We start from the raw sequence: 16091 nt of genomic DNA, 5'->3' as shown, positions 1-16091 counted from the left end.
ACATGTCTGAGAACCCCGCGCTCCGCGCCTCCGCGACCTTCGACCGCGCCACGATCGCCGAGATCCAGCGCGCCGCCGAGACCGGCATCTACCGCATCCGCGGATGGGGCGCCAAGCGCCCGCTGCCGCACTTCGACGACCTGCTCTTCCTCGGGGCGAGCATGTCGCGCTACCCGCTCGAGGGCTACCGCGAGCGCTGCGACACCGACGTGAAGCTCGGCGGGCGCCACGGAGCCGTGCCGGTGCACCTCGAGATCCCCATCACCATCGCGGGCATGAGCTTCGGCGCCCTGTCGGCGAACGCGAAGGAGGCCCTCGGACGCGGCGCCACCATCGCCGGCACCTCCACGACCACGGGCGACGGCGGCATGACCCCCGAGGAGCGCGAGCACTCGGAGCGCCTGGTGTACCAGTACCTGCCCTCGCGCTACGGCATGAACCCCGACGACCTCCGCCGCGCCGACGCGATCGAGATCGTGCTCGGCCAGGGCGCGAAGCCCGGCGGCGGCGGACTGCTGCTCGGCCAGAAGATCAGCGAGCGGGTCGCCGCGATGCGCACCCTGCCCCAGGGCATCGACCAGCGTTCGCCCTCGCGGCATCCGGACTGGACCGGCCCCGACGACCTGACCATCAAGATCGCCGAACTGCGCGAGGTGACCGACGGGCGCATCCCGATCTTCGTGAAGATCGGCGCCTCCCGCCCCTACTACGACACCTCCCTCGCCGTGAAGGCGGGCGCGGATGTCGTGGTGCTCGACGGCATGCAGGGCGGCACCGCCGCCACACAGGACGTCTTCATCGAGAACGTCGGCATCCCCACCCTCGCCGCGATCCCGCAGGCCGTCGAGGCGCTGCAGGAGCTCGGGGTGCACCGCGAGGTGCAGCTCGTCGTCTCGGGCGGGATCCGCACCGGAGCGGATGTGGCGAAGGCGCTCGCGCTCGGCGCGGACGCCGTCTCCATCGGCACCGCCGCGCTCATCGCGCTCGGCGACAACTCCCCCGCGCTCGCCGACGAGTACGCCAAGCTCGGCTCCGCGCCCGGCTACTACGACGACTTCCAGGCGGGCCTCGACCCGGCCGGAATCACCACCCAGGACCCGGAGCTCACCGCCCGGCTCGACCCGGTGGAAGGTGGCCGACGCGTCGCCAACTACCTGCGCGTGCTCGCGATGGAGGCGCAGACCATCGCCCGCGCGTGCGGCAAGTCGCACGTGCTGAACCTCGAGCCGGAGGACCTCGTGGCGCTCACCCTCGAATCCGCCGCGATGGCCCGCGTGCCGCTCGCCGGCACCAGCTGGATTCCGGGGGCCTGACGATGCCTGCCCCGATCGTCGTCGTCGGCGCCGGCCTCGCCGGATCCGCGACCGCCTGGCGTCTCGCCCAGCAAGGCCGGGAGGTCGTGCTCGTCGAGGCGGTGCGCCCCGCGCACGCGGGCGGCAGCTCGCACGGCTCCGCGCGCATCTTCCGCCACGCCTACCCCGACCGCATGTACGCCGAGCTCACGGTGCGGGCGCTCGCCGGGTGGCGCGAACTGGAGGCGGCATCCGGCCGCGGCGTGCTCACCACGACCGGCGGCCTCGACTTCGGTGCGCACCGTCCGGTCGACGAGATGGCCCGCGTGCTCGACGAGGTCGGACTCGAATCCGAGATCCTCGACCCGGATGCGGCGCGCGAGCGCTGGCCGCACCTCGCGTTCGACACCCGCGTGCTCACCCAACCGGACGCCGGGGTCATCGACGCCGAGACGGCGGTGCGTGAGATGACCCGCCTCGCCGTCGAATCTGGCGCGCGGCTCGAGACGGGCTGGCGCCTCGCCTCCGTGGAGGACACCCGTACCGGGCTGCGCCTGGTCTCCACGGACGGCGGGGTGCTCGACGCCTCGGTCGTCGTGGTCGCCGCCGGCGGGTGGCTGCCCGAGCTGCTCGACGCCCTGCCCCTGCCGGATGCGGCGCGCGCGGCGCTGCCGGAGTTCCGCGTGAGCCAGCAGCAGGCGTTCCACTTCCGCTTCCCGGATGCGGCTCCCGCCGACCCGGCCGACTGGCCGATCTTCGTCGACAAGGGCCGCCTCTCGGTCTACAGCCTCCCCGGTGGACGCGACGCCGACTGGGCCGGCTTCAAGATCGCCGAACACGACGGCGGGCACGACACCACGGCATCCGGTCGGGACGGACTGGTCGACCCCGCCGCACGCGAGCGGATCGTCGGCTACGTGCGCGAGCGCCTGCCCGAGATCGACCCGACGCCCTACGCCGAGACGACGTGCCTCTACACCTCCACCCCCTCGGAGGACTTCGTGATCGACCGGGTGGGGCGCATCGTGCTCGCCTCGCCCTGCTCCGGTCACGGGGCGAAGTTCGCGCCGCTGCTCGGCGAGCTGATCGGCGGGCTCGCGACAGGGGACGGCGACGTGCCCGACCGCTTCCGCCTCACCGCGGGGGCGTCCGCCGGCTGAGGCCGCCCGCCTAGGATGGGCGACGATGTCGACGAGGAGCAGAGCCGCGCGCGAGGGTGACCCCGGCCGTTCCGCGGCGACGGATGCCACGGGCGAGGTGCCGCCGCTCGAGACCGTCATCGCGGCACGCGTGCGCGAGTACCGGGTGGCCGCGGGGCTCAACGCCGCCGAGCTCGCCGCGAAATCGGGCATCTCGCGCGCCATGATCTCGCGCATCGAGACGGCCACGACCTCGGCGAGCCTCTCCACGATCGAGCGCCTCGCCGACGCGCTCGCCGTGCCGGTCACCGCCCTCTTCCGCGGTGTCGACACCGAGCGGGAGGCCGCCTTCACCCCGGCGGGCCAGGGCAGCGTGACCGCGCGCAGCGGCACGCGCCTCGGTCACGAGTACCGTCAGCTCGGGCTCCTGAAGGGCATCGACGGCGCGATCGACCCGACGCTCGTGACGCTCACCGAGTCGTCGGCCGTGTTCCCGCTGTTCCAGCACCCCGGAACCGAGTTCTTCTACATGCTCGAGGGCGTGATGGTCTACGCCCACGGCAGCCACAGCTACACGCTGCGGCCGGGCGACTCGCTGCTCATCGACGGCGAGGCGCCCCACGGTCCGCAGGAGCTGATCGAGGTGCCGATCCGCTTCCTCGCGATCGGTCAGCTGCACGCGCGCTGAGCCCCAGCGTCGCGACGAGCCCCACCCCGAGGAACCCGGCGGCCGTGAAGGCCGAGAGCCGCGTCGCCTCGCTGAACGCGGCGCGGGCGGCATCCCCCGCATCCGTCGACTGCGCATCGAGCGACGGGATCGCGGCACCCGCCGAATCGACCACGAGATCGACCACCTGCTGCCGCGCGTCACCCGTGAGCTGATCGGGCAGCCGGTCGTCGAGCTGCGCTCCGAGGGAGGTGAACAGCACCGTGCCGAGGATCGCGATGCCGAGCGCCGACCCCACCTGCCGCGAGGTCGACTGCGTTCCAGACGCCTGGCCGCTCTGCTCCACCGGCACGTCCACGAGCACCACTCCCGTGAGCTGCGCGGTCGCGAGCCCCACCCCGAACCCGTAGACGAGCAGACCCAGCGCGATCTGCCACCACGGGGTGTCGGTGGCGATCACGAGCCCGATGATCACGAGTCCGACGATCTCGGAGGCGAGACCGGCGCGCACGACCCACACCGGCGCGACCTTGCCGGATGACGCTCCCGCGAACCCCGAAGCGATGAACGACCCGCCCGCGAGCGCGAGCAGCACGAACCCTGTCTGGAGCGCGTCGTATCCGAGCACGTTCTGCAGCCACAGCGGCAGCGAGAGGATCACCCCGAACTCGCCGAGCGACACGATGAGCGCAGCGATGTTGCCGTTGCGGAACGACGTCAGCCGGAAGAGCGAGAGGGCGATCATCGTCGATCTGCCCTGGCGCTGGCGGTGCACACCCCAGGCGATGAAGGCGATGAGCGCGGCGAGCGCGAGCGCGAAGGCGAACGGGATCGGCGAGACGCCGAGGGTCCAGAATTCGGGCACGTCGGCGCTCGTCCACCACCCGTAGGTGCGGCCCTCGATGAGGCCGAAGACGAGACTCGTGAAGAGAACCACCGAGAGCAGCGCGCCGACCAGGTCGATGCGTCCCGCATCCGGCGCCTTCGACTCCCGCACCACGATCAGGGCCCCGACGACGATCAGGATGCCGAGCGGCAGATTGATGCCGAACGCCCACCGCCACGAGAAGTAGGTCGTGAGCCAGCCTCCCAGCAGCGGTCCGACCGCCGCCATGCCACCGATCGTGGAGCCCCACACCGCGAACGCGATGCCGCGCTCGCGTCCGGTGAAGGTGGCGTTCAGCAGCGACAGCGTCGCGGGCAGGATCATCGCGCCGCCGAATCCCTGGATGACGCGCGACGCGATGAGCAGCTCACCGCTCGGAGCGAGGGCGGCTGCCACGCTCGCGAGGGCGAAGAGCGTGACGCCGAGGAGCAGCATGCGCCTGCGCCCCACGCGGTCGGCGAGCGTTCCGAACACGAGCAGCAGGCTCGCGAACACGAGCGTGTACGACTCCTGCACCCACTGAACCTCGGTCGAGCTGATGCCGAGGTCGTCGACCACCGACGGGATCGCGACGTTGACGATGGTCGAGTCGACGATGATGAGCGCCACGGCGATCGAGATGACCACGAGGCCGAGCCAGCGGGTGCGGGCGGATTCGACGGGCTGCTCCATGGCGGAACTCCAATTGCTAAGCTTGCTGAGCATTGTCACTGTAGACCCGAGGGAGCCGCATGCGCGACACCATAGACGACTGGCCCACCGGGCGGCTGCTGTCGGTCGCCGCGCGACTCGTGGAGCAGCGGTGGCGCGAGTCGCTCGAGCGGATCGGGCTCAGCCACGCGGGCCTGATCGTGCTGCATCTCGTGGAGCGCGATCCGCTTCCGCTCGGTGAACTGGCCCGCCGTGCGCGTGTGACCGCGCAGACCATGGGACGCACGGTCGAGCACCTGGAGCGGTCCGGCTACGTGCGGCTCGTGGCCGACCCGTCCGACCGGCGGCGCAAGCTCGTCGAGCGCACCGAGGAGGGCGGCCGGGTCTTCGACGGCATCGGGGCGATCGAGGCGACCGTCTTCCCGACCGTGGAGCAGGCAGCCGTGCTGCGGATGTCGTTGCTGCAGATCATCCGGCACGTCGGCGGCGACCCCGAGGCGCCGGGGCCCGATGGCGCCGATGATGGCCCCGCGCGTGCCGAACGAGGCTGACGACGCCCGGCCGCGCATCCGCTGCGACCGGTACTCTCGTGCCATGACTGCGGATGCTGCCGATGACCCGATCGCCGAGCTCGCCGGAATCCGGCAGAGCATCGACAACATCGATGCGGCCCTCATCCACCTGCTGGCCGAGCGCTTCAAGTTCACGCAGCAGGTCGGGCGGCTGAAGGCGGCCAACGGCATGCCGCCGTCGGCGCCCGAGCGCGAGCGCGTGCAGGTGGCGCGGCTGCGGGCGCTCGCCGAGGAGGCGCACCTCGACCCCGAGTTCGCCGAGAAGTGGTTCACCTTCGTGGTGGCCGAGGTCATCCATCACCACGAGCGGCTCGCCGGCGGCGTCGAGTCGTGAGTGACGCCTGGGATCCGCGGAACCTTCCCTCACTCGCCGGCCGCACGGTGGTCGTCACCGGCGGCAACGCGGGCATCGGCTACTTCACGGTCGAGCAGTTGGCGGGTGCGGGTGCGCGGGTCGTGATCGCGGCGCGCTCGGCCGAGAAGGCGGAGCTCGCGATGCGCTCGGTGCGCGAACGGGTGCCGGGTGCCGAGCTCGCGCACGTGCGGCTCGACCTGCTGTCGCTCGACTCGGTGCGCGAGGCCGCTGAGCGGATCGCGGAGTTCCGGCCGCTGCACGCGCTCGTGAACAATGCCGGGCTCGTGATCGCCTCGCGGACGCGCCTGCTCACGGCCGATGGTTTCGAGCAGACCGTCGGCGGCAACTTCTTGGGGCATTTCGCCCTGACGACGCTGCTGTTCCCCGCCCTCGCCCCAGACGGTCGCGTGGTGGGCCTCGGCAGCGACTCGACGCGGATGGTGCGGCTCGACGCCGACGACCTGTGGTCGGATCGCACGTACAAGCCGTTCCGCGCGTACGCGTTCTCGAAGCACGCGGTGCAGGGGTTTCAGCTGGAGCTCGCGCGCCGCCTCACCGCGGCGGGGGACTCGCGGATGTCGTTGCTCGCGCATCCGGGCTGGTCGACGAACGCGTATGCGGCGAAGCGGCCCGGCATCACCGATCGCGACCCGCTCGGGGTTCGTGTGGGCGAGGCGCTCTCCGGATGGGTGGGGCAGGGCAAGGACCACGGCGCCTGGCCGTCGGTGCGTGCGGTGGCCGACCTGGATGCCGTGAACGGCATGTACTTCGGCCCGAGCCGCATGCTGGCCGGCCGCCCGGTGCCGACGACCCCGGTGGCCTCCTCCGCGTCGTCGGCCTTCGGTGCGGCCCTCTGGTCCGACGCCGAGTCCCGAACCGCCACCCGCTTCCCGCTGTAGCCCGGGCCGCGCTAGACATGTCTGCGGCCGCCCAGACACCGCCGCGCGGGTGTCCGACGCGCACTAGAGATGTCTAGCGCGATGACGCGGGCCTGAGTTGGGTGTCGCTGACCCGCGCGTCAACTTGCCCCCAACCATCCCGGAGGGCAACTGGGCACGCGGATGGGGGAACGTTCACCCGAATTAGGCGGGACTTGCAGCCCAGATGTGCCATCAATCCCACCGGGGGGCGCGAACCCGGACATCCTCATCGGAGGGCACGCCTGAGCGACGCTCCCCACGTCGATACCAGACGTGCTGCCCAGATTTCGTCCAGTGACCGTCTTCGACGGCGTACAGCAACTCGCAGTCGCCGTCGATGATCGCGGAAACAACCTCGAGTACGGCTTCGAAGCCCTCATCATCGAGCCCCGCGATCCTCTCGCGATACCCGGGCCCCGCCGTGACAACCACTTCGTCGGGCGTCCACCAGTCGACCGTCACCATCCAGCCCGCCGCTCTCGGCACGAGAAGGAACGACGTGGCTGAGCCATGGAGTGAGCCGAACTCGCCGATCGCCTCGGCGAGCTTCCTCTTCACCTCACGCACCTCCCCACAGTAGGCCCGATGCCAGGCCGAGGGCGACGCCGTCGTCAACGGTGAGTGATCACGGTGGCCAATCGTCCATTGGTTGGGCGACGAAAGCATGATGTGCGGCAAACGCAGAGAGCGCGGTCGCGAGCATTCCGCGGGCTGCGCCGAAGCCAAACGATGGCGCGACGATGCGAGTCCCAAGCTCGGCCCACTCGGGGGCCAAGAGGACTCGCCCCCAGAGTGTCTCCTCGAAAACAGCAGCGACGACGGAAGTCCATTCCGGACGCCCGGCGGCGATGGATGAGATTACCCACGGTCACTAGACCCGCGCCTCCGATTCCGTGCCCGAGCATCGGATAGTCGTTCAAACCCACCGCTGAGAAGGCTCCGGGTGTGATGATGGCCCAGGGGATGGCGGGGGCCCGCGAGGTTGGCGAGCCCCCGCGTCGAGTCAGCATTTGGTGATTGACGCCTGCTGGTATTGCCACTGCGCGGACTTCGACCCGACACCCTTGAAGGTCGCCGATCCCCTTACGGCGGTTCGGTAGGTTCCGACAACGCAACGAGCGTCTCCAGTAGTGATCGTGAACTTCTGCCCCGACTGGAGCTGCGCTGCCGTGCGAGAGTTGCTGGAACCTGCGACGTCGCTCCACTTCCCGCCCGACCGTCTTTGCAGCTTGATGTCCGCCCGCGCGTTGGTCACAACGCCCCCTGTGCAGACCATGGTTGCCTTGCCGTCCATCCAGCCTGGGCTGCCGGAAGATGCATGCGGTGATTGCACAGTGAACTCGCATCTCACGTCGCCTACCGACGCGGCGCATCCTGTCATGGCAACTGATAGTGCGGCCGCCAACATGAGTGCAGCCGTGCATAGTGATCTCATCTCAAACTCCAATGTGGTGATGAGCTCCATAAGGTATTTCGGCGAGGGCGCACTGAGCGCTTGCGCAGCGGGAATTAAGTGCGCGACTGGGTGAAGTGCAGTGCTGGGGGAACGAGAATGCAGTGCTGGAGAGCCATTCAGACTGATACCTACGTGCAAGTGAGCAGACGCTGCAGTGCAGGCGGCAACGCGGTGTTGGCTATGTCACTTCCCGGCGGTTCGTGAGCGCGGGTTCGTGGTCGCCGTCACGGCACCGTTGGCGGGGAATGCTCAGCTCGCTCTCCCATCGACCGCGAGCGCGGGGGGACATCGACGTCCCCCCGGTAAAGCTCATCCCACCTCGCTCGCCTAGGTAAGTGAGTCAGTGCTGATGTGTTCTCGGCACCAAGCGCACCAAATCGAGGGAGGGATGTCGGATGAGGGATGCGCCGGATGAGGTGAAGCGGACGGGGAAACCGACAGGCGGTGGGAGCAACAACTCCCGCCGGGCGTGCTCTTCGCCGCTCCCACGTGCGGGTGCTCCCGCCGCATGGTGGGGCAGGGCGGGGGCGAGCGGGGCCGCGCTAGACATGTCTGCGGCCGCCCAGACACCGCCGCGCGGGTGTCTGACGCGCACTAGACATGTCTAGCGCGGGGAAGACAGCAGCAGCAGTCAGGCGAAGTGGGTGCGCAACGGCTCGCGGAAGGTCTGCGCCAGGTCGTCCACGGCGAGCGTGAACTCGCCCTGCAGCTCGAGGGCCGCGACGGAGTCGGTCACGCCGATGCGCAGCACCGGATAACCGCGTCCCTCGCAGAGGCGGGTGAACTTCACGTCCTCCTCGCGCGGCACCGCGACGAGCACGCGACCCGACGACTCCGAGAACAGCGCCGTCGCGAGATCCACACCGTCGCGCGCGATCAGCTCGTCGAGGAACACCCGCGCGCCGACGCCGAACCGCAGCACGCCCTCCGCGAGCGCGATCGCGAGTCCGCCATCCGCGAGGTCGTGGGCCGCGGCGAGCAGGCCCTCGTGCGCGGCGGCCGCGAGCAGCTCGGCGAGGTTCTTCTCGGCGTCGAGGTCCACAGCGGGCGGCAGGCCGCCCAGGTGCCCGTGCACGACACCGGCCCAGGCCGACCCGTCGAGCTCGAGCGCCGTGGTGCCCAGCAAGTACAGGTTGTCGCCCGCATCCTGCCACCCCGACGGCACCCGCCGCCCGACGTCATCGATGGTGCCGAGAACCGCGACGACCGGCGTCGGGTGGATCGGCACATCACCGGTCTGGTTGTAGAACGACACGTTGCCGCCGGTGACCGGGATACCGAGCTGCAGGCATCCGTCGGCGAGCCCCTCCACGGCGCGCGAGAACTGCCACATCACCTCGGGATTCTCCGGCGACCCGAAGTTCAGGCAGTCCGATACCGCCGCGGGCACAGCGCCGGTCGCCGCGACGTTGCGGTACGCCTCCGCGAGCGCCAGCTGCGCCCCGCGGTACGGGTCGAGGTAGCAGTAGCGGCCGTTCGCGTCCGTCGCGAGCGCGAAGCCGAGCCCCGAGCCCTCGTCGACGCGCACCATGCCGCCGTCGTCCGGATACGACAGCGCCGTGTTGCCGAGCACGTACTTGTCGTACTGCGATGTGACCCAGCTCTTGTCGGCCAGGTTCGCCGAGCCGAGCAGCGTGAGCAGCTGCGCCTCCAGCTCGGCACCGCCCGCTGGCCGCGGCAGGGCGGATGCGGAATCCGCGTTCACGTGATCGATCCACGTCGGGTAGGCGACGGGTCGCTCGTACACGGGCCCGTCAACCGCGACCGTGCGCGGGTCGACGTCGACGATCGTCTCGCCCTTCCAGTCGATGACGAGCCGCCCGGTGCCGGTGACCTCGCCGAGCACGCTCGCCTCGACATCCCACTTTGAGGTCACCGCGAAGAAGCCCTCGAGCTTGTCGGGCGCGACGACCGCCATCATGCGCTCCTGGCTCTCCGACATGAGGATCTCCTCGGCGGTGAGCGTCGGATCGCGCAGCAGCACCTCGTCGAGCACGATGTGCATGCCGCCGTCGCCGTTCGAGGCGAGCTCGGAGGTGGCGCACGAGATGCCTGCGGCGCCGAGATCCTGGATGCCCTCGACCAGGCCGCCGCGGTAGAGCTCGAGGCAGCACTCGATGAGCACCTTCTCCATGAAGGGGTCGCCCACCTGCACGGCGGGACGCTTGCGGCCCGATCCCTCGTCGAACGACTCGGAGGCGAGAATCGACGCCCCGCCGATCCCGTCGCCACCGGTGCGCGCACCGAACAGCACGACCTTGTTGCCGACACCGCGCGCGTTGGCGAGGTGCAGATCTTCGTGCCGCAGCACGCCCACGGCGAGCGCGTTGACGAGCGGGTTCGCCTGGTAGATCGGGTCGAACCACGTCTCGCCACCGATGTTCGGCAGGCCGAGGCAGTTGCCGTAAAACGAGATGCCCGAGACGACGCCCGGCACGACGCGCGCCGTGTCGGGGTGGTCGATCGCGCCGAATCGCAGCGCATCCATCACGGCGACGGGCCGCGCACCCATCGAGATGATGTCGCGCACGATGCCGCCGACGCCCGTCGCGGCGCCCTGGAATGGCTCCACGTACGACGGATGGTTGTGGCTCTCGATCTTGAACGTCACGGCCCAGCCCTCGCCGATGTCGACGACGCCCGCGTTCTCGCCCATGCCCACCATGAGGTTCTTCGTCATCTCGGGGCTGACCTTCTGCCCGAACTGACGCAGCCACACCTTGGAGCTCTTGTAGGAGCAGTGCTCGCTCCACATCACCGAGTACATGGCGAGCTCGCCGCTGGTCGGGCGCCGGCCGAGGATCTCGCGGATGCGCTGGTACTCGTCGGTCTTGAGCCCGAGCGCCGCGTACGGCTGCTCCCTCTCGGGGGTCGCGGCGGCGTTCTCGACGGTGTCGACGACATGCGTCGAGGGGGTGCTCACGGGGGATTGCTCCTCATGACGGGGCGAGCTGATTCGCCACCATCCTACCGGCGCGACCCGCCACATCCGCTCGCCTGGTGCGCCTGCGCAGGCTTCCGGCTTTGCGCATCCGGCTCGGGTGCGCAAGCCTGGATCGATGGAACCCGACATCCTGCTCGACCTTCCTGCCGTGCGATCCTGGCCCGCCTTCGCGGTGGCCGTGGTGCTGGCGGTGGCCGCTGCCGTGCTCGCCGCCGTCGTGGTGCGGGGCGTGATGCGGGTGCTGTCGCGCCGTCGCGGATGGGATCAGACCCGCGTCGGGCGCATCGTGCGGCCGGTGCTGACGCTGATCTCGGTGATCGGTCTGTGGGTCGCGATCGCGGTCACTCTCCCCGAGCGGAAGTGGGAGGATGCCATCGACCACATCGCGTTGATCCTCGTGATCGTTGCGATCGCGTGGCTGATCGCCGGCATCATCGGGTTCGCGGTGGATGCGGTGCGAGCCCGCTACCCGGTCGACGTGGTCGACAACCGGATCGCCCGTCGCATCCGCACGCAGCTCGACATCCTGCACCGACTCGCGTCCGTCGTGCTCGTGATCCTCGCGGCGGGTGCGATCCTGCTGACCTTCCCCGGGGTGCAGGCCCTCGGCGCCAGTGTGCTCGCCTCCGCCGGTCTCGTGAGCGTCATCGCCGGTCTCGCGGCGCAGTCCACGCTCGCGAATGTGTTCGCGGGCATCCAGCTCGCGTTCTCGGATGCGATCCGCGTCGATGACGTGGTGGTCGTCGAGAACGAGTGGGGTCGCATCGAGGAGATGACCCTCAGCTATGTGGTTGTGCGCATCTGGGACGACCGCCGCCTCGTGCTGCCGTCGACGTACTTCACGACGACGCCGTTCACCAACTGGACCCGCAACTCGAGCGCGATCACCGGCACCGTGTTCCTCGATCTGGACTGGACGGTTCCGCTCGACGGCCTCCGTGAGCACTTCACCGCGTTCGTCGCCGAGCGCCCCGAGTGGGATGGTCGCGCCTCGGCCGTCGAGATCACGGATGCGCGAGGCGGGGTCGTGCAGGTGCGTCTGCTGGTCACCGCGGTCGACTCCGGCACGCTCTGGAAGCTGCAGTGCGCCGTGCGCGAGGAGATGGTCATCTGGGCGCAGTCGGTCTCGCCGCTCGCCGTGCCGCGCACGCGCGTGGCGATGATCGAGGATCTGGCCGAGAACTGACGACGCGTGACCGTCTCGGCATGGTCGCGCGCGCACGGTCGATCCAGAATTCCGTCATGAGCATGCGCCCGATCCGCCGACTGGTGATTCTGCACGGGTACACGGCCTCCCCCGCGAGCCACTGGTTCGGCTGGCTGGGCGACGAGCTCGCCGCGGACGGGGTGGTCACCTCGGTGCCCGCGCTTCCCGATTCGGATGCGCCGGATGCCGAGGCGTGGACCGCGGCGGCCGCCGACGCGATCGGCGACGTCGACGGGGGAACGGCGGTCGTCGGGCACAGCCTCGGCACGATCACGGCGATCCGCGCGCTGGGTCGCGTCTTCGCAGATCGGCCGGATGCGCGGCTCGGCGCCCTCGCGCTCGTCGCGTCGTTCGTCGAACCGGTGCCGATCTATCCCGAACTCGATCCGTTCGCCCGCGGGGTTCCGGCGCTCGGCTCGCTCGCGGCGCGCATCGACCGCCGTCTTGTGATGCGCTCGGATGCCGACCCCGAGGTGCCGATCGAGCTCACCGAGCCCGTCGTGCGCGGTCTCGACGCCGAGCTGCAGGTGGTGCCGGGCGCCGGCCACTTCATGGGTTCGGAGGGCGTGGTGACGCTCGAGCCTCTGCGCGACTGGTTGCGCGGCGCGCCCGAGTAGCCGACGGGTCGGGCGAGCCGGGCTGTGCTCCGGATCAGCTCCGCACGCCGAGGCCTGCGGCAGGGAGGATCACCTGGTCGATGTTGGCGATCAGGAACTCACGGTCGACCGGCTGGTGCAGCACGAGCGTGCGGTAGGCGGCGAGCGCGGGGCCGATGATCGAGAGCTGCTCGATATCGACGCTGGACGAGATCTCGCCCCGGTCGATCGCGCGTTGGAACAGGACGCGGTTGATCGCGGCTCGCGGCTCGATGAGGGCGGCGCGCGCCGTGTCGGCGAGTTCCGGATTGCGCACGAGCATCGACGCGATGCCCGCCATGAGCGCGAGCTTGCGCTCGCTGTCGCGGATGGTGGGCGGCTTGATCATGGCGATGAGGTCGCCGCGCAGCGTTCCCGTGTCGGGAAGGTCATCCGGATCGAGATTGCGTCTCTTCATGCACGCGACGGCGTCGATCACGAGGTCGGCCTTGGAGGGCCAGCGTCGGTAGACCGTCGCCTTCCCCGCCTTGGCGCGGGCGGCGACCATGTCGATCGTCATCCCCTCGTAGCCGGACTCGACGAGCTCGTCGAGCGCCGCCTCGAGGATCACCTCGTCGCGCGCCGGGTCGCGGCGGCGCCCCAGCTTCGTCGGCTCTGCGACGTCGGCCTGCGCCATCGCGGGCCCCCTTTCGTCACGGCAGATTACCAAGCGATTAATTCCGGTACCCATGATATCCGAAACTCACGAGTTCCGTATATAGTGCTCGTCATGCCTGAAATCTCTGCCCCGACGAGCGGCCGGCGCCGATGGATCACGCTCGTGGTCGTCGGACTCGCCCAGCTCATGGTCGTTCTCGACGCGACCGTCGTGAACATCGCCCTCCCCGCCGCCCAAGCCGACCTCGGCTTCTCCGACGGCAACCGCCAATGGGTGATCACCGCCTACTCCCTCGCCTTCGGCAGCCTGCTGCTGCTCGGCGGACGCCTCTCCGACCTCATCGGGCGCAAGCTCACCTTCCTCATCGGTCTCGTCGGCTTCGCCGCGGCATCCGCACTCGGCGGCGCGGCGAACTCCTTCGAGCTGCTCATCGCCGCCCGGGCGCTGCAGGGTGCCTTCGGCGCGCTGCTGGCCCCGACCGCGCTCGCCGTCCTCACGACGACCTTCGTCATCCCGCGGGAGCGCGCTCGCGCGTTCGGTGTGTTCGGCGCGATCGCCGGAGCCGGCGGTGCCGTCGGTCTTCTCCTCGGTGGCTTCCTCACGGAGTCGCTCGACTGGCGCTGGAACCTCTACATCAACGTCTTCATCGCGGTGGTGGCGTTCGTCGGTGCGCTCCTCTTCGTGCCCTCGGTCGAGCGGATCGGGCCGCGCCCGAAGCTCGACCTGCCGGGCACGGTCCTCGTGTCGGGCGCGCTCTTCGGCATCGTCTACGGCTTCTCGAACGCCGAGACGGAAGGCTGGGACTCCCCGCTCACGTGGGGCGTGCTCGCCGCGGCCGTGGTGCTCCTCGCCGGATTCGTGCTGTGGCAGCGCCGCGCCTCGCATCCCCTCCTGCCGCTGTCGATCGTGCTCGACCGCAACCGCGCGGCCGCCTACAGCTCGGTGCTCATCGCGGGCGCGGGGATGTTCGGCATCTTCCTGTTCGTGACCTACTTCATGCAGGTCACGCTGGGCTACTCGCCGATCCAGACCGGGCTCGCGTTCCTGCCGATGATCGGAATGCTCGTGCTTGCCGCGCAGCTCGGCACCAACCTGCTGGTGCCGCGCTTCGGCCCGAAGGTCATGGTGCCCACCGGCATGACTCTCGGCGTCGTGGGGATGATCCTGCTGACCCGCCTCGACGCGGGCAGCACGTACGCACCCGACATCCTGGTGCCGCTCATGGTGCTCGGCACGGCGATGGGCACGATCATGCCCGCCTCGATGCAGACGGCGACTCTCGGGGTCGACCGCACCTTCGCGGGTGTCGCATCCGCGCTCGTGAACACGAGCCAGCAGGTCGGCGGTTCGATCGGCACGGCCCTGCTCAACACGCTCGCGGCGACCGCGGCGGCGGACTACATCGCCGCCCACGCCCCCGTGACGGCAGAGGTCGCCGGGGATGCGGCGATCCACAGCTACGCGACCGCGTACTGGTGGGGCGCCGGGTTCTTCGCGCTCGGTGCCGTGGTGTCGGTGCTGGTGTTCCGGCGCAAGGGCCAGGGCCTCTCGCTCGCGAACGCGCACCAGGATCCGGCGGCAGAGCCCGTGCACCTCGGCTGACGCCGGCGGAACTCGGCTGAGGCGCCCCTCCGCCGAGCGCCCCCTCGTGTCCCCGTGAGAGTACGCACTTTTGCGTGCTCTCACGGGTGACGGTACGCAGAAGTGCGTACTCTCACGGAGCCGAGAGAGCGACGCAAACGTCGCGAGGGGTGGGGCGGCGTGGGACGGGGCGGGTCAGACGCGGGCGAGCACAGCCTCGACGGCCGACTGGAAGAACGTCAGGCCGTCGACGCCCGAGCGCATCGCCTCCGGCATATCGGGTCCGAACCCGGGCTCGGTCGCGTGCTCCGGATGCGGCATGAGGCCCACCACATTGCCAAGCTCATTCGTGAGGCCCGCGATGTCGCGCAGCGAGCCGTTGGGGTTCACGTCGAGGTAGCGGAACGCGACGAGGCCCTCCCCTTCGAGCCGGTCGAGGGTCTCCTCGGTGGCGATGTATCCGCCCTCGCCGTTCTTCAAGGGGATGACGATTTCGTCGCCCTCGGTGAAGCCCGAGGTCCACGCGGTCGACGCGTTCTCGACACGCAGGCGCTGGTCGCGGCACACGAAGTCGCCGTGGTCGTTGCGGATGAGGCCACCGGGTAGCAGCTGCGACTCGACGAGGATCTGGAATCCGTTGCAGATGCCGAGCACCGGCATGCCCTTGTTCGCGGCGTCGATCACTTCGGACATGATCGGCGAGTGCGCGGCGATCGCCCCGCAGCGCAGGTAGTCGCCGTAGCTGAACCCGCCGGGCAGCACGATCGCGTCGACGCCCTGCAGATCGTGGTCGCCGTGCCAGAGAGCAACCGGCTCACCCCCGCCGAGGCGGACAGCGCGCTGCGCGTCGCGATCGTCGAGCGATCCGGGGAAGGTGACGACGCCGATCCGTGCAGGCATCAGGCGACCTTGACCGCGACGACGTCTTCGATGACCTGGTTCGAGAGGAACTCTTCGGCGAGGCGCTGCGCTTCGGCGAGCACGGCATCCGTGACCTCGCCCTCGACCGTCAACTCGAAGCGCTTGCCGATGCGCACGGCGCTGAAGGCGCTGTGTCCCTGCTTGGCGAGAGCGCCCGCGGTCGCCTTGCCTGCGGGGTCGAGCAGCTCGGGCTTCGGCATGACCTCGACGACGATGGTGGGCACGGATCGACTCCCGGAGTTCGAG

The 16091-nt window shown here is 69.9% G+C and carries 15 protein-coding genes; 9 read left to right on the top strand and 6 right to left on the bottom strand.

What is annotated here, in order from left to right; translation table 11 throughout:
- Positions 1-2 precede the first annotated feature (2 nt).
- From FVQ89_RS02030 to FVQ89_RS02020, 3 genes are read left to right on the top strand one after another with little or no spacing between them, the layout of a single operon-like run.
- Positions 3-1313, top strand: coding sequence for an FMN-binding glutamate synthase family protein (locus FVQ89_RS02030; RefSeq protein WP_147900252.1), 1311 nt, complete (start codon positions 3-5; stop codon positions 1311-1313).
- A 2-nt stretch (positions 1314-1315) separates the two neighbouring features.
- Positions 1316-2452: an FAD-dependent oxidoreductase gene (locus tag FVQ89_RS02025; protein ID WP_147900251.1), complete on the top strand. Its 1137-nt coding sequence runs from the start codon at positions 1316-1318 to the stop codon at positions 2450-2452.
- Positions 2453-2477: 25 nt separating this feature from the next.
- Positions 2478-3119 (top strand): XRE family transcriptional regulator, encoded by a 642-nt coding sequence (locus FVQ89_RS02020; protein WP_147900250.1) that lies wholly within the window; start codon positions 2478-2480, stop codon positions 3117-3119.
- On the opposite strand, the gene FVQ89_RS02015 is transcribed toward FVQ89_RS02020, so the two are convergent.
- Positions 3031-4656 carry a DHA2 family efflux MFS transporter permease subunit gene (locus FVQ89_RS02015; RefSeq protein ID WP_147900249.1) on the bottom strand — a complete coding sequence of 542 codons (1626 nt, stop codon included), beginning with the start codon at positions 4654-4656 and terminating at the stop codon, positions 3031-3033. The two genes, FVQ89_RS02020 and FVQ89_RS02015, sit on opposite strands and share 89 nt — an antisense overlap.
- Before the next feature lie 59 nt (positions 4657-4715).
- On the opposite strand from FVQ89_RS02015, the gene FVQ89_RS02010 reads away from it, so the two are divergent.
- From FVQ89_RS02010 to FVQ89_RS02000, 3 genes are read left to right on the top strand one after another with little or no spacing between them, the layout of a single operon-like run.
- Positions 4716-5186 carry a MarR family winged helix-turn-helix transcriptional regulator gene (locus FVQ89_RS02010; RefSeq protein WP_255513365.1) on the top strand — a complete coding sequence of 157 codons (471 nt, stop codon included), beginning with the start codon at positions 4716-4718 and terminating at the stop codon, positions 5184-5186.
- Between the two features lie 43 nt (positions 5187-5229).
- Positions 5230-5541, top strand: a complete 312-nt coding sequence (locus FVQ89_RS02005) for a chorismate mutase (RefSeq protein ID WP_147900248.1) — start codon at positions 5230-5232, stop codon at positions 5539-5541.
- A complete protein-coding gene (locus tag FVQ89_RS02000; protein ID WP_187264856.1) occupies positions 5538-6461 on the top strand; it encodes an SDR family NAD(P)-dependent oxidoreductase in 924 nt (307 codons plus the stop codon). The genes FVQ89_RS02005 and FVQ89_RS02000 overlap by 4 nt, the downstream gene beginning before the upstream one ends.
- A gap of 213 nt (positions 6462-6674) precedes the next feature.
- On the opposite strand, the gene FVQ89_RS01995 is transcribed toward FVQ89_RS02000, so the two are convergent.
- Complete coding sequence (locus FVQ89_RS01995) at positions 6675-7040, bottom strand: hypothetical protein (protein WP_147900246.1); 366 nt, start codon at positions 7038-7040, stop codon at positions 6675-6677.
- A 1529-nt stretch (positions 7041-8569) separates the two neighbouring features.
- The gene (purL, locus tag FVQ89_RS01990; RefSeq protein ID WP_255513364.1) at positions 8570-10861 is read right to left on the bottom strand and encodes a phosphoribosylformylglycinamidine synthase subunit PurL; all 2292 of its coding nucleotides are present in this window, start codon (positions 10859-10861) and stop codon (positions 8570-8572) included.
- 136 nt (positions 10862-10997) lie between these two features.
- Between purL and FVQ89_RS01985 the strand changes: the two genes are divergently transcribed.
- Both FVQ89_RS01985 and FVQ89_RS01980 read left to right on the top strand, forming a co-directional pair.
- Positions 10998-12068, top strand: a complete 1071-nt coding sequence (locus FVQ89_RS01985; protein ID WP_147900244.1) for a mechanosensitive ion channel family protein — start codon at positions 10998-11000, stop codon at positions 12066-12068.
- A gap of 56 nt (positions 12069-12124) precedes the next feature.
- The gene (locus FVQ89_RS01980; RefSeq protein ID WP_222706026.1) at positions 12125-12706 is read left to right on the top strand and encodes an alpha/beta hydrolase; all 582 of its coding nucleotides are present in this window, start codon (positions 12125-12127) and stop codon (positions 12704-12706) included.
- A gap of 34 nt (positions 12707-12740) precedes the next feature.
- Here FVQ89_RS01980 and FVQ89_RS01975 read toward each other — a convergent pair whose 3' ends face one another.
- Complete coding sequence (locus FVQ89_RS01975; RefSeq protein WP_147900243.1) at positions 12741-13361, bottom strand: TetR/AcrR family transcriptional regulator; 621 nt, start codon at positions 13359-13361, stop codon at positions 12741-12743.
- Between the two features lie 93 nt (positions 13362-13454).
- Between FVQ89_RS01975 and FVQ89_RS01970 the strand changes: the two genes are divergently transcribed.
- Positions 13455-14945: an MFS transporter gene (locus FVQ89_RS01970; protein ID WP_147900242.1), complete on the top strand. Its 1491-nt coding sequence runs from the start codon at positions 13455-13457 to the stop codon at positions 14943-14945.
- Between the two features lie 174 nt (positions 14946-15119).
- Here the strand turns inward: FVQ89_RS01970 and purQ are convergent, their stop codons facing one another.
- A complete protein-coding gene (purQ, locus tag FVQ89_RS01965) occupies positions 15120-15824 on the bottom strand; it encodes a phosphoribosylformylglycinamidine synthase subunit PurQ (RefSeq protein WP_147900241.1) in 705 nt (234 codons plus the stop codon).
- Positions 15824-16069, bottom strand: a complete 246-nt coding sequence (gene purS / locus FVQ89_RS01960; RefSeq protein WP_147900240.1) for a phosphoribosylformylglycinamidine synthase subunit PurS — start codon at positions 16067-16069, stop codon at positions 15824-15826. The genes purQ and purS overlap by 1 nt, the downstream gene beginning before the upstream one ends.
- Positions 16070-16091 lie beyond the last annotated feature (22 nt).

Origin of the sequence: Homoserinibacter sp. GY 40078 (genome assembly GCF_008017545.1) — a bacterium.
Lineage (GTDB): Bacteria > Actinomycetota > Actinomycetes > Actinomycetales > Microbacteriaceae > Homoserinibacter.
The sequence above is the reverse complement of the archived record's forward strand: the minus strand, read 5'-3'. Positions and strand labels throughout refer to the sequence as shown.